The organism is Streptomyces sp. NPDC025638 (genome assembly GCF_055558775.1).
The window spans coordinates 390,425-403,045 of sequence record NZ_JBVHLX010000001.1 but is presented as its reverse complement, the minus strand read 5'-3'; the positions used below and the strand labels follow the sequence as shown (position 1 = coordinate 403,045).

Annotated in this window: 14 protein-coding genes; 6 read left to right on the top strand and 8 right to left on the bottom strand. The window is 73.2% G+C overall.

What is annotated here, in order from left to right:
• Positions 1-5: 5 nt before the first annotated feature.
• Genes ACZ4EG_RS01820 through ACZ4EG_RS01810 form a run of 3 tightly spaced genes read right to left on the bottom strand, consistent with a single transcriptional unit; the run spans position 6 to position 2,076 of the window.
• Positions 6-950 carry an SDR family NAD(P)-dependent oxidoreductase gene (locus ACZ4EG_RS01820; protein WP_467789175.1) on the bottom strand — a complete coding sequence of 315 codons (945 nt, stop codon included), beginning with the start codon at positions 948-950 and terminating at the stop codon, positions 6-8.
• On the bottom strand, positions 947-1,114 hold the full coding sequence (locus tag ACZ4EG_RS01815; RefSeq protein WP_467789174.1) for a hypothetical protein: 168 nt from the start codon (positions 1,112-1,114) through the stop codon (positions 947-949). Before ACZ4EG_RS01815 ends, ACZ4EG_RS01820 begins: the two co-directional genes overlap by 4 nt.
• A 17-nt stretch (positions 1,115-1,131) precedes the next feature.
• Complete coding sequence (locus ACZ4EG_RS01810) at positions 1,132-2,076, bottom strand: EamA family transporter (RefSeq protein WP_467789173.1); 945 nt, start codon at positions 2,074-2,076, stop codon at positions 1,132-1,134.
• Between the two features lie 105 nt (positions 2,077-2,181).
• Between ACZ4EG_RS01810 and ACZ4EG_RS01805 the strand changes: the two genes are divergently transcribed.
• On the top strand, positions 2,182-2,688 hold the full coding sequence (locus ACZ4EG_RS01805; protein WP_453552450.1) for a MarR family winged helix-turn-helix transcriptional regulator: 507 nt from the start codon (positions 2,182-2,184) through the stop codon (positions 2,686-2,688).
• A 17-nt stretch (positions 2,689-2,705) separates the two neighbouring features.
• On the opposite strand, the gene ACZ4EG_RS01800 is transcribed toward ACZ4EG_RS01805, so the two are convergent.
• Positions 2,706-4,193: an FAD-dependent monooxygenase gene (locus ACZ4EG_RS01800; protein ID WP_467789172.1), complete on the bottom strand. Its 1,488-nt coding sequence runs from the start codon at positions 4,191-4,193 to the stop codon at positions 2,706-2,708.
• Positions 4,194-4,336: 143 nt separating this feature from the next.
• Here ACZ4EG_RS01800 and ACZ4EG_RS01795 point away from each other — a divergent pair, with 143 nt between their 5' ends.
• Complete coding sequence (locus tag ACZ4EG_RS01795; RefSeq protein WP_467789171.1) at positions 4,337-4,963, top strand: TetR/AcrR family transcriptional regulator; 627 nt, start codon at positions 4,337-4,339, stop codon at positions 4,961-4,963.
• A gap of 105 nt (positions 4,964-5,068) precedes the next feature.
• Here the strand turns inward: ACZ4EG_RS01795 and ACZ4EG_RS01790 are convergent, their stop codons facing one another.
• The 3 genes from ACZ4EG_RS01790 to ACZ4EG_RS01780 all read right to left on the bottom strand — a co-directional run bounded on the left by ACZ4EG_RS01790 (position 5,069) and on the right by ACZ4EG_RS01780 (position 7,758).
• Positions 5,069-5,320, bottom strand: a complete 252-nt coding sequence (locus tag ACZ4EG_RS01790; protein ID WP_453552456.1) for a hypothetical protein — start codon at positions 5,318-5,320, stop codon at positions 5,069-5,071.
• Positions 5,321-5,388: 68 nt separating this feature from the next.
• Positions 5,389-7,512 carry a 4-alpha-glucanotransferase gene (gene malQ, locus ACZ4EG_RS01785; protein WP_467789170.1) on the bottom strand — a complete coding sequence of 708 codons (2,124 nt, stop codon included), beginning with the start codon at positions 7,510-7,512 and terminating at the stop codon, positions 5,389-5,391.
• On the bottom strand, positions 7,513-7,758 hold the full coding sequence (locus ACZ4EG_RS01780; RefSeq protein ID WP_467789169.1) for a hypothetical protein: 246 nt from the start codon (positions 7,756-7,758) through the stop codon (positions 7,513-7,515).
• Between the two features lie 190 nt (positions 7,759-7,948).
• On the opposite strand from ACZ4EG_RS01780, the gene ACZ4EG_RS01775 reads away from it, so the two are divergent.
• The 3 genes from ACZ4EG_RS01775 to ACZ4EG_RS01765 are packed head-to-tail and all read left to right on the top strand — an operon-like array spanning position 7,949 to position 10,532.
• Complete coding sequence (locus ACZ4EG_RS01775; RefSeq protein WP_453552460.1) at positions 7,949-8,482, top strand: PadR family transcriptional regulator; 534 nt, start codon at positions 7,949-7,951, stop codon at positions 8,480-8,482.
• Positions 8,479-9,177: an ABC transporter ATP-binding protein gene (locus ACZ4EG_RS01770; protein ID WP_453552462.1), complete on the top strand. Its 699-nt coding sequence runs from the start codon at positions 8,479-8,481 to the stop codon at positions 9,175-9,177. The genes ACZ4EG_RS01775 and ACZ4EG_RS01770 overlap by 4 nt, the downstream gene beginning before the upstream one ends.
• Positions 9,177-10,532 carry an ABC transporter permease gene (locus ACZ4EG_RS01765; protein ID WP_467789459.1) on the top strand — a complete coding sequence of 452 codons (1,356 nt, stop codon included), beginning with the start codon at positions 9,177-9,179 and terminating at the stop codon, positions 10,530-10,532. The genes ACZ4EG_RS01770 and ACZ4EG_RS01765 overlap by 1 nt, the downstream gene beginning before the upstream one ends.
• An 88-nt stretch (positions 10,533-10,620) precedes the next feature.
• On the opposite strand, the gene ACZ4EG_RS01760 is transcribed toward ACZ4EG_RS01765, so the two are convergent.
• On the bottom strand, positions 10,621-11,157 hold the full coding sequence (locus tag ACZ4EG_RS01760; protein ID WP_186280906.1) for an HNH endonuclease: 537 nt from the start codon (positions 11,155-11,157) through the stop codon (positions 10,621-10,623).
• Positions 11,158-11,471: 314 nt separating this feature from the next.
• Between ACZ4EG_RS01760 and ACZ4EG_RS01755 the strand changes: the two genes are divergently transcribed.
• Positions 11,472-12,572 (top strand): mechanosensitive ion channel family protein, encoded by a 1,101-nt coding sequence (locus ACZ4EG_RS01755; protein ID WP_453552464.1) that lies wholly within the window; start codon positions 11,472-11,474, stop codon positions 12,570-12,572.
• Positions 12,573-12,621: the final 49 nt, after the last annotated feature.

Genomic DNA, 12,621 nt, shown 5'->3' with positions numbered 1-12,621 from the left:
CGTGCTCAGCGCGGGACCATCCCGCCGGTGACGTTGACGAACGTGCCGGTGAGGCCTGCCGCGTGGTCGGAGGCGAGGAAGACGGCGGTGGCGGTGATCTCGGCGAGCGTCGGGTTGCGGCGGGTCATGCGCAGGCCGGCCAGATGGTCGAGGAGCCCGTCGAGGCTCACGTCGGGGTTCACGGCCTTCAGCTTCTCCTCCGAGAAGGTCTCGGGCACCCCGGCCGCCCACATCCCCACGGCGCGCACCCCGCGCGGCCCGAGTTCCAGCGCCAGGTTCCGGACGAGGGTGTCGGCCGCCGCATCCGCCGGTCCGGTGCCGCCCATCATCGGACTGCCGTGCGCGGAGCCGCTGTTGAGGGTGAGGATCACACCGGAGCCGCGCTCGGCCATCCGGCGGGCCGCGGCGCGGGCGGTGAGGAAGGCGGAGCGGGTGCCGTCGAGGACGGGGCGCAGGAAGTCGTCCACGGGCATGTCGGTGAGCGGCAGGCCCTGCACGTCGCCGCGGCTGACCAGGTTGAACGAGATGTCGACGACGCCGACGCGCTCGACGTGCGCCTCCACGGCGTCCTCGTCCAGGGCGTCGACGACGGCGGTCTCGGCGTGACCGCCCGCGGCCTCGATGTCCTTCGCCACGGCGTCCAGCGTCCCCGCGGTGCGCCCCACGAGGTGGACGCGGGCGCCCTCGGCGGCGAAGGCGCGGGCGACGGAGCCGCCGATCGATCCGCCGGCGCCGTCGGCCCGATCCCCGGCGGCGGCCTCGCCTTCGACGGCTGCCTCGACTTCGGCTTCGGCTTCGGCTTCGGCGGCGCTCTCCTGGGCCAGCCGGGCCACACGGCGCAGCCGGGCCACGGAGGCGGAGAGTTCGCTCACGCCCGCGTACAGGACGGCCGGCGGCTGCGGCACCAGCTCCCGCACACGCCGCCCGACATCGTCGATCAGCTCGCTCACCCCGGCCCGCCGCCCTGGTCCTGCCGGTCGCGGTAGGCCTTCTGCCGGCAGGCGGCCGAGCAGTACACGGAGCTACGGCCCCGGCGCTCCCCCCGCGCGGCCAGCGGCCCGCCGCAGCTCGCACAGACGTCCGTGGACACGGGCACCTCCGGGAATTTCGTCACGCCGGGACGGAGTGACGCTACCGCCGGGCGGAGGTGGCGCGCAGGCCCCGTTCCGCGATGCCGTTCCCCGCCGCCGCGCCGAGGCGCCGTATGCGTCGGCCACCGCCGTCCGCGCCGAGCTGTCCCGCGATCGTCGCCCCGAACGCCAGGACCATGCCCGCCAGTTGGACAGGTGTAAGGGCCTGGCCCAGCGCCGCCCAGCCGATGACGGCGGCGGTCAGCGGGGAGAGGGGGCCGAGGAACGTGACCTGGGCGGCGGTCAGGCGGCCCATGCCGCGGAACCAGAGCCAGTACGCCACCGCCGTGTTGGCCAGCGCGAGGTAGAGGTAGCCGCCGACGGCCCGGCCGTCCACGGCGGGCGGGGCGCCCTCGACGAGGAGGGCGAGCGGGGCGATGAGCAGACCGCCCGCGGTGAGCTGCCAGCCGGTCAGGGCGAGGGGGCCGACACCGTCGGGGCGGCCCCAGCGCTTGGTCAGGACGGTGCCGGTGGACATGGAGGCGGTGGAGGCGAGGGCCGCGAGCACGCCCACGGGGTCGAGCGCGCCGGCCGCTTTGAGCACCACCAGGCTGACGCCGAACGCAGCCGCGACGCCGGTGAGCAGGGTGCGTACGGTCGGCCGCTGCCCGAGCAGCGGCGCCGAGAGGCCGACGACGAACAGCGGCCCGACCGAACCGACGACGGCCGCCATACCGCCGGGCAGCCGGTACGCCGACAGGAAGAGAAGGGGGAAGAAGGCGCCGATGTTGAGCGCGCCGAGGACCGCGGCCTTCCACCACCAGGCACCGCGCGGCAGCACGCGGGCGAGCGCGAGGAGGAGCAGTCCCGCGGGGAGCGCCCGCATGAGGCCGGTGAACAGGGGGCGGTCGGGCGGCAGGAACTCGGTGGTGACCGCATAGGTGGTGCCCCAGGAGACGGGGGCGAGGGCGGTGAGGGCTATGAGGGCGGAGCGGTTCACGGCCATGGCGGACCCCTTCGGAGTAGGTCGACAGCAAGTAGCTTAGCTCTAAGCTACTTAGCGTCAAGCCAGTTTCTTGCATGCGACCGTAACCCGGCGGATACTCTGCGCATGCCACAGCACAGGGACCCCGTCGACGCGATCATCGACCAGTGGGCGGTCGTACGCCCCGACCTCGACACCGCCGCGATGGAGGTCTTCGGTCGGATCTTCCGGCTCTCGCGCGCGATGAGCGACCGGATGGAGAAGGCGTACTCGCGGTTCGGGATCTCACGCGGCGAGTTCGACGTCCTGGCCACCCTGCGCCGCTCCGGCGAGCCCTACACCCTCCCCCCGCGCCGGCTCTCGGCCACGCTGATGCTCACCACGGGCGGCATGACCGGACGCCTCGACAAGCTGGAGCGGGCCGGGCTGCTGCGCCGCTCCCCCGACCCGCACGACCGGCGCGGTCTCCAGGTGACGCTGACCGAGGAGGGTCTGCGGCTCATCGACGAGGCGGTCGGCGCGGGCCTCGCGGAACAGTCGGACGCGCTGTCCGCCCTGAACGACGAACAGGCCGGCCAACTGGCCGACCTGCTGCGGGAGTTGCTCGCGGGGACCGAGAAGACGCAGCCCTAGGTCCGACAGGGCCCGGGTCACCCCACGTGGGCGGCCAACGCGGCCTCCACGGCCGCCGGGTCGGGTGCGTCGGCCGCCCAGGCCACGTATCCGTCGGGGCGCACCAGCAGGGCCGTACGACGGTCGCTCGCCCAGCGCGCCACGGTCAGCCGCTCCGCGCGGTCCGGACCACCCTGTCCGCCCTCGTACACCTCCGGAGCGATCAGTACGAACCGCCCGCCACGCAGTGCCTCGTAGAGGCGGCCGCCGTCGGCGAGGGTGACGTCGGGGACGCGCGTGCCGGTGAGGCGGTGGGAGCCGCGGGGGGCCGGGTAGCGGTAGCCGATGCCGGTGATCTGGCCGACCGCCTTGTGACGGGCGGGTCCGACCGTGCCGAGGAACGCGGTGAGGGCGGCACGCAGGGCCAGGGTCCAGGGGCGCTTGGCCATGGCGAGGCGGACGATGCCGCCGCTGCTGCGGAGCACGGACCTGCCGACGGGGTGGCGCTCGGCCTGGTAGGTGTCGAGCAGCGCCGGGTCCGCGTGGTGGTTGGCGACCGCGGCCAACTTCCAGCCCAGGTTGGCCGCGTCCTGCAGACCGGTGTTCATGCCCTGGCCGCCGGCCGGGGTGTGCACATGCGCGGCGTCGCCGGCCAGGAAGACACGGCCGACCCGGTAGGCGGGCGCCTGGCGCTCGTCGCTGTGGAAGCGGGACATCCAGCGGGCGTCGTGCATCCCGAAGTCACGGCCGAGGGCGAGCCGGGTGATCTCCTTGACCTCGTCGAGGTCGAGGGGCGCGCTGTCGGCGACGTTGCGTCGGCGGTGCCAGCCGATGACACGGTAGTAGCCGTCGCCGAAGGGGGCGATGAAGGCGAAGGCGTCACCGACGGCGTTCACGGTGAGCAGGGTGTCCGGCTTCTCGGCGAGCAGGACGTCGGCGAGGACGACGGAACGGATCACCGACCTGCCGGGGAAGGGCAGTCCGATCGCGTCGCGCACGGCACTGCGCATGCCGTCGGCGCCGACGACATAGGCGGCCCGCAGGCTCTCGGCCTCACCACCGGGACCGCGGACCTCGACGGTGACGCCGTCCGCGTCCTGGACCAGCCCGGTCAGCTCGGTCTCGTAACGGAAGTCCACCCCCGCCTCCACCGCTCGCCGCTCCAGCGCCTTCTCCACCTCGTACTGCGGGAGGACCAGGAGGTGGTTGAAGCGGGAGGGGAGCGAGTCGAGGCCGATGGTGAGGCGGCCGAAGAGGCGGAGGCGGTCGAGGGGCTGCCCGACGGCCTCCAGATCGTCGGCGAGACCGCGGGCGTCGAGCTGTTCCAGGGTGCGGGCGTGCAGGACGAAGGCCCGGGAGAGGTTGCTGATCTTGTGCGGGCGCCTTTCGAGGAGCGTGACGGGAACGCCCGCGGTGGCGAGGTCGCCGGCCAGGAGGAGGCCGGTGGGGCCGGAGCCCACGATGATGACGGGGCGCGGCCGCGGGAGCGGGAGCGGGTTGCGCGTGGTGCCAGTCGTGCCGTTCATGAGGGCCTCCTGGGGTGCCAACACCTGTTGGTCAACGTCCGCTGGCCAACGCTTGTTGGTCAACGCTTGTTGGCAACACTACGACTGGAGCATGGGTGCGTCAACACTTGTTGGCCTACGCGTGTTGGCCTACGATCGTTGACATGACTGCGAGCAACACCGGCCCCGCCGGCTCCGGCCCCACTGGCTCTGGCTCTGGCTCCGGCTCCCCCGGCGGAGCGCGCCGCTCCGAGGCCACCCGCAACGCGATCCTCGCCGCCGCACGCGAGCGCTTCGCCGCCGACGGCTATGAGCGCGCCACCATCCGCGCGATCGCCAAGGACGCGCACATCGACCCGTCGATGGTGATGCGGTACTTCGGCAACAAGGACGGCCTCTTCGCGGCGGCCGTCGCGCTCGATCTGCGGCTCCCGGACCTGGCGGCGGTGCCGCGCAACGAGGTCGGCCGGGCGCTCGTGGGCCACTTCCTCGCGCTGTGGGAGGAGAACGAGGAGCTCACGGCGGTGCTGCGGGTCGGCGCCACCAATCAGGCAGGGGCCGAGCGTATGCAGGGCATCTTCCGCGACCAGTTGCTGCCGGTGGCCCGGCAGGTGTGTCCCGACCCCGAGCAGGTCCCGGCGCGGGCCGCGCTGTGCGCCTCCCAGCTGCTCGGGCTGGCGCTCACCCGCTATGTGCTGCGTCTCCCGCCGGCCGTGGCGCTGGTCCGGGAGGAGATCGTGGCGTGGCTCGCGCCCACGGTGCAGCGGTATCTCACTGCGCCCAGCCCCTGAGCGACGGGCCCGGACACGGACACGAGCACGGACGCGCCGAGGGCGCCGGCCTCACCGCGAACGTGGCGGGAGGACGGCGCCCTCGGCGTGCAGGTCGGCTTTGGCTCAGGCCTTCGCCTTGGGCTTGCTCACGCGGTACTTGGACTTGTCCAGGATCATCACCAGACCGGTGATGACGACGAACAGGACGAGCGGGGTCACGACATAGAGGCCCAGCGTCTCGATGACGCTCAGGCCCTGACCGGGGTCGTCACCGTCGTCGCGCGTGAGCGCGAGCGCGGGGGACGACATGAGCAGCATCATCAGCGTCGTACCGGCAGCCAGGGCGCCGGCGCGCAGGGCGTTCTTCTTGTCCACAGTGCCAAAGTAGCGAACGCCCGAACAGGGCGCGCGCCCGGGGTGCCCTACGCGAGCGCGCGGACCCTTCACCGCCCGTCCCGCAGCACCTCAAGGAGCGCGTGCAGCCGTGGCGAGGCGGTCAGCTCCTCCAGGGTCACCGGGCGGCCCTCGGCGTCGGCGACGGGCAGGCGCCAGTTCGGGTACTGGTTCCAGGTGCCGGGGAGGTTCTGCGGGCGGCGGTCGCCGACACCGTCCGGGAGCCAGACGCCGATCATGCGGGCGGGGGTACGCAGCAGAAAGCGGTGGACGGCCTGGATCTCCGCCTCCTCGGTGGCGGGCGAGTGGCCTCCGGCCGTGCCCTGGAGCAGGCCGAGCCGGGTGAGCAGGGCCAGCCACTCCGCGGTGTCGGCCGCGGCCGCCGCGCGTTCCTCCTCCAGCGGCCGGGTCAACAGGCCGAGGCGGTCGCGCAGTTCGACGTGTTCGCCGGTGAGGCGGGCGGCGGTGGACGGCAGGTCGTGGGTGGTGGCGGTGGCCAGGCAGTCGGCACGCCAGCGGGCGGGCGGCAGGGGCTGCCCGTCGCCCTCCCAGTCCCGTTCGAACCAGAGCACGGACGTGCCGAGCACCCCGCGCCGCTGGAGCGTCTCGCGCACTCCGGGCTCCACGGTGCCCAGGTCCTCACCGATCACCACGACCCCGGCCCGGGAGGCCTCCAGGGCGAGGAGGGCGAGCATGGCCTCGGCGTCGTAACGGACGTAGGTGCCCTCGGTCGGTGGCTGACCCTGGGGCACCCACCACAGTCGGAACAGTCCCATGACGTGGTCGATGCGCAGGGCGCCGGCGTAGCGGAACAGGGCGCGAAGGAGGCGGCGGTAGGGGGCGTGGCCGGAGGCGGCCAGGCGGTCCGGCCGCCAGGGCGGCAGGCCCCAGTCCTGGCCGCGGGCGTTGAAGGCGTCGGGCGGGGCGCCCGCCGACATCCCGGCGGCGAAGTACTCCTGCTGGGCCCAGGCGTCGGCGCCCGTGGGGTGCACGCCGACCGCGAGATCGTGCACGATCCCGACGGGCATGCCCGCTTCGCGCGCGGTGCGCTGGGCGGCGGTGAGCTGGGCGTCGGTGAGCCAGGCGAGCCAGGAGTGGAAGTCGACGCGGTCCATCAGCTCGGTGCGGGCGCGGGCGACCGCGGACGAGCGGGGGTCGCGGAGCTCGGCCGGCCAGCGGTGCCAGTCGGAGCCGTGCGCCTCGGCGAGCGCGCACCAGGTGGCGTGGTCCTCCAGCGCCTGTCCCTCCCCGGCGAGGAAGTCGGCGTAGGCGGCCTGCCGTCCGGGCCCCAGGGGCACGTCCCGCACCAGCTCCAGCGCCTCCCGCTTGAGCTCCCACACCGCGTCCCGGTCGATCAGCGCGCCCTTGTCCAGCACCGCGGCGCGCAGCCGTTCCGCCCGCTCCAGGAGCGCGTGGACCCGCTCGTGGTCGGCGACGTGCGCGAATTCGGGGACGTTCTCCACGCGAAGGTGCACCGGGTCGGGGAAGCGGCGCGAGGAGGGCCGGTAGGGCGAGGGATCTGTGGGGGGGCCGAGTACGGCCGCGTGCAACGGGTTGACCTGCACGAATCCGGCGCCGGCGGTGCGTCCGGCCCAGGCGGCCAGCTCGGCCAGGTCGCCGAGGTCGCCCATGCCCCAGGAGCGCCGGGACAGGAGGGAGTAGAGCTGGACGAGGAGTCCGTACGAGCGTCCGGGGGGCGTGGGCAGCCGGGCGGGGGCGACGATCAGATGGGTCTCGGCACTGCGTCCGTCGGGGGCGGTGGCCGTCACGCGGTGGACGCCGGCCGGGAGCGGCCCGGCGGAGGTGAGGGTCTCGCCCTGTTCGGTCTCGATGCGCAGCCGGGTGCCGGCCGGGAGCGCGGCGAGGGCGGCGGGGGCTTCGCCGGGGGCGCCTGGGTCTTCGCCCGGGGTGCCGAGGCCTTCGCCCGGGGTGCCGGTCCAGTGGACCACCGTGGGCGGCAGCAGTCGCTCGCGCAGTTCGCTCTCGCGGGCGGCGAGTGCGGAGCGGGCGGCCTCCGGGGTGCTCGCGTCCACGCCGAGCGCGGCCAGGGCGGCGACGACGGCGGTAGCGGAGGCGGCGACCCTACGGTCCGGGGACGGGCTGTAGGAGGTGGCGACGCCGTGCAGGCCGGCGAGCCGGGACAGCTCCTCGTCGAGGGACCCGGGCGCGGCCATCTACAGCCCCGGGGCGTAGCAGTCCGCGGTCGCGTCGGACTCGCTGGTCAGCGGGGCGGCGTCGGCGAGGGGCGGCTCGCTGGTGAGGGGCTCGGCGTCGGGCAGCGGAGGCTCGCTGGTCAGCGGGACCTCGGCGAAGGCGCCCTCCGCGCTGAAGACACAGAAGTGGGGGTCCTCGGGTTCGGCGGACGGCTCCGCCACGGGTTTGAACTGGGCCGGGAGCGGGATCTGAGCCGGTGCGGCCACGGGGGCCTCCTTGTCGGTACGTCGGGCACTGCGGCGTCTGCCGGATATGGGCAGGCCTACCCAGCGGGCGGGAACGCACTCTCGACAGCCGGTGGAGTCGGCCGTGGACTCGGCCATGGAGTGCGGATGAGCGCAGGACGAGCGGGGCCACTATTCACTCAGTACATGTATCCAGTGCATACTGATCTCCATGAGCACCCGGCACATCCTTCTGGGGCTGCTGGAGGCGGGGCCGAGCCATGGCTACGACCTCAAGCGACGCCACGACGAACGCTTCCCGCAGGCCCGTCCGCTGGCCTACGGGCAGGTCTACACGACCCTGCAACGCCTGGTACGCGACGGTCTCGCGGAGGTCGACGGCACCGACGCCGACGGCGGACCGGAGCGGACGCTGTACCGCTCGACGGACTCCGGTTCGCACGAACTGGCCCAGTGGGCGCGGGAGATCGCCCCGCCGGCGCCCTTCGTGGCGAACGAGATCTTCGCCAAGGTCGTCGTGTCGATCCTCGCGGGCGGCGACCCGGCCGCCTACCTCCGCTCCCAGCGCGCCGCGCACATGGAGCGGATGCGGGAACTGACGACCCTCAAGACCGCCGGCACCGCCGATCTGGCGACCGTTCTCTCGGCGGACTACGCCCTCAACCACCTCGACGCCGACCTCCGCTGGATGAACACCACGGCGGCCCGGCTGACCACTCTGACCGCGGAGGTCGACGCAGCATGAGCAACAAGGGGGAGGCCTCGGCGCCGCTTCTGGCGGCCCGGGACCTCGTCAAGGCGCACGGCAGGACGCGGGCACTGCGCGGCGCCTCGGTCGAACTGCGCTCCGGCGAGATACTGGCCGTGACCGGAGCGAGCGGCAGCGGCAAGTCCACGCTGCTGCACTGCCTGGCGGGCATCGTCCGCCCGGACCAGGGGTCGGTGGCCTACGCGGGGCTGCGCCTCGACCAGCTGCCGGAGAAGCGGCTGAGCGAGCTGCGGCGCTCCGACTTCGGCGTGGTCTTCCAGTTCGGGCAGCTGATCCCGGAGCTGACCGCCGCCGACAACGTGGCGCTGCCGCTGATGCTGGCCGGAGCAGCGCGCACTGAAGCGCGGGCGCGGGCGGGCGAGTGGCTGGAGCGGTTCGGGGTGCGCGGGCAGGAGGAGCTGCGGCCGGGTGAGATGAGCGGTGGCCAGGCGCAGCGGGTCGCGCTGGCCCGGGCGCTGGTGACGGACCCGAAGGTGGTCTTCGCGGACGAGCCGACGGGGGCGCTGGACTCGCTGGCGAGCGAGCAGGTGATGACGGCCCTGGTGCACACGGCCCGCGAGTCGGGCACTGCGGTGCTGCTGATCACGCACGACGCGCAGGTCGCGGCGTACGCGGACCGCGAGGTGCGGCTGAGCGACGGCACCGTGGCGCCGCTGGAGGTGGCCGCGTGATCGCCGCGGACGTCCGTCTCGCCTGGCAGCTGACCCGGGGGTCCGACCGGCGCGAGTGGTGGCGGCTCGCGCTCACCGCGGTGGGGGCGGCGCTCGCCACGGGGTTCGCCCTCGCGGCGGTGGCGCTGGCCTCGGTGCGCGGGTACCACCATTTCTCCTTCGCCGACGGTCTGCTGGACAACCCCGGTGAGCGCTCGGGTGTGATCGTCAGTCTGCTGCTCCTGCTGGTGCCGGTGCTGGGCTTCCTCGGTCAGTGCGCGCGGATCGGCGCCGTGCACCGGGACCGGCGGCTGGCCGGTCTGCGGCTGGCCGGGGCCACTCCTGCCCAGGTGCGCCGGATCGCCGCGCTGGAGACGGGCCCGGCCTGTCTGCTGGGCTCGGCCCTGTCCACCGCTGTCGCCGTCCCGGTGCTGCTGGGTCTGTGGGCCGGCCCGAGCGCCTTCACCTGGGCCGGGATGGCGCTGGTCGCCCTCGGTGTGCCGGTGCTGGGCGCGGCGGCCGGCGCGCTGGCGCTGCGCCGGGTGGTGGCCTCGCCCCTCGGGTGGGTGCGCAGGGTGCGGCCGAGCAGCGGGCGGGGGCCGGGGCTCCTGTTCGTGGGCGGGGTACTGGTCGTGCTGGTGTTGGCGCTGTGGGCCGTCATGAACACATCCAACAGTGATCGCGGGCAGATCCCGCTGACGGTGTTCGGGCTGGTCCTTGTGGTCGGCGCGGGCACGGTGTGGCTGGCCGGGGGCACGGCCGGACTGGTCGGACGGCTGCTGGCGGGCCGGGCCCGTTCCGCGGCCACGCTGATCGCGGCGGAACGGCTGCGCGACGACCCGTGGGCGGCGGCCCGTACGCATGCGGCGGTGCTGCTGGTCACGATCGTCGGCACGGGCTTCGTCGGCTTCCGCCGGGCGTTCCTCGCCGATCTGCACGGCATGGCGCGCGAGGGCCACCTCGGTATGCGCATGTCCTTCTACACGACGGGCGTCGACCTGGCGGGCGCGGCGATCCTCGTCGCCCTCGCGATCACCCTGTCCGGCCTCGCCGTCGGTACCGCCGAGTCCCTGGCCGACCGCCGCCGCGGCCTGGCCGCACAGGTCGCCGCCGGGGTGCCGCGGGCGGTGCTCGGCCGGGCGGTGCTCCTGGAGACCGCGCTGCCGCTGGCCCCCGCGGTCGCGCTGGCCGGCGCGGGCGGCATGGCCATCGGCATCTGGTACGGCTCACTGGCCGACGAGTACGTCACCCAGATCGTGCCGTACACCGCGCTGCTGGTCCCGGTGGGCGTGTACGCGTGCTGTCTGCTGGCGGCGGCCACCTCGCTCCCGCTGCTGCGCCGCTCGGCGCACCCCGCGCAGCTGCGCTACGCATGATCGCCGGATAGGTGTCCGGCCCCGGGGGCACAGGGGACCCCCGGGACCGGAGCACACGCGTGCCCCGGGTACGCGAAGGCCCGGGTCGTCAGGCGGAAATGCCGTCGATCCGGGCCATGGCGTCGTCCGCGCCGTACGGCTGCAAGTACGGCAGCCAGCGCGGGTCCCTATGGCCGGTGCCGATGATGCGCCAGGCCAGGCCGGTGGGTGGAGCCGGCTTGTGGCGCAGCCGCCAGCCGATCTCGAAGAGATGTCGGTCGGCCTTCACGTGGTTGCAGCGGCGGCAGGACGCAACCACGTTGTCCCAGACGTGCTTGCCCCCGCGACTGCGCGGGATGACGTGGTCGACGCTGGTTGCGACGCCACCGCAGTACATGCACCGGCCCCCGTCCCGGGCGAACAGCGCCCGACGGGTGAGAGGAACGGGCCCCCGGTAGGGAACCCGTACGAATCGCTTGAGCCGGACCACGCTGGGTGCGGGGACAGTGACGGTTGCGCTGTGCATGAAGGCGCCGGACTCCTCGAGACAGACTGCCTTGTTCTCGAGGACGAGGACGAGCGCGCGGCGGAGCGGTACGACGCCAAGGGGCTCGTACGACGCGTTGAGAACCAGGACATGCGGCACGGGTGCCTCCTTGGGCGTCGGCGGCGCGTGGCTCGCGCCGGGACGATCTGCAGCCAGTCTCCCCTCATGCCTGGTGGAAGCGCCACCATGTCCCGGTAACGGGCTGGGAGTGTTTTCGACCACACCTGCTTCATCCCCAGGATCAAGACCTGTTCAAGCGCAGGTGAGCACGGTCTCTCCTTTTCGTAAGCGGCGCTCGCGCACACAATGCCCCGTTAGTGTGGTGACTCTGCCCGTCCGGTGACCTTTCCGTGACCTTGACGACCTTGACCGCCGCGTCGGACGGGGCAGTGCAGCACCTGGAGGTACCTGCCGTGTCCTTGCCCGCCGTCCTACTGGCCGCCGGTTCGTCGCCGTCGCCGACTCCCGGAGAGTCGACGACCCCGGCGGTCCCCACGCTCCAGGACGCCCAGGAGAGCGCGACCAACGCCGCCGGCTGGGTCGAGCAGAACTGGTCGACGTGGCTCGCCATCGGACTCAGGGTCCTGCTGATCCTGGTGATCGCGGCGATCCTGAGAAAGGTCGTGCTGCGGGCCATCACCAAGCTGATCGACCGGATGAACCGGACCGTCCAGACGATGGACGGCACGGCCCTCGGCGGTCTGCTGGTCAATGTGGAGCGGCGTCGCCAGCGCTCACAGGCGATCGGCTCGGTGCTCAGGTCGGTCGCCTCGTTCGTGATCCTCGGCACGGCCGCGCTGATGATCCTGTCCACGTTCCAGATCAACCTGGCCCCGCTGCTGGCGTCCGCCGGTGTGGCGGGTGTGGCGATCGGTTTCGGTGCCCGCAACCTGGTCACCGACTTCCTCTCCGGCGTGTTCATGATCCTTGAGGACCAGTACGGCGTCGGCGACCAGATCGACGCGGGCGTCGCCTCGGGCGAGGTCGTCGAGGTAGGCCTGCGGGTGACCAAGCTGCGCGGCGCCAACGGCGAGATCTGGTACGTCCGCAACGGCGAGGTCAAGCGCATCGGCAACCTGTCCCAGGGCTGGGCGACGGCCGGCGTGGACGTGACGGTGAGGTCCTCCGAGGACCTGGACCGGGTGAAGGCCACCCTCGACGAGGTCGCCGAGAAGATGAGCAAGGAGGAGCCCTGGAACGAGCTCCTGTGGGGCCCGATCGAGGTCCTGGGTCTGGACTCCGTCCTGATCGACTCGATGGTGGTCCGTGTCTCGGCCAAGACCATGCCCGGCAAGTCGGTGACCGTCGAGCGTGAGCTCCGCTGGCGCATCAAGCGTGCCTTCGACGCGGCGCAGATCCGCATCGTGGGCGGCGCGACGGCCGTGGCGGAGGAGGAGGCCCCCGACCCGACGGCGGTGGTCGCGGCCCCGTCGGTGTTCTCCAACGCGGACTCCCCGCAGTCGATGGCGGCGACTCCGATCGCTCCGCAGCGGGCGGTACCGCCGACGAAGTAAAGGGACCGACGCGACCACCGCCAGGGTGCAGCGCGCGGCAAAGCCGACC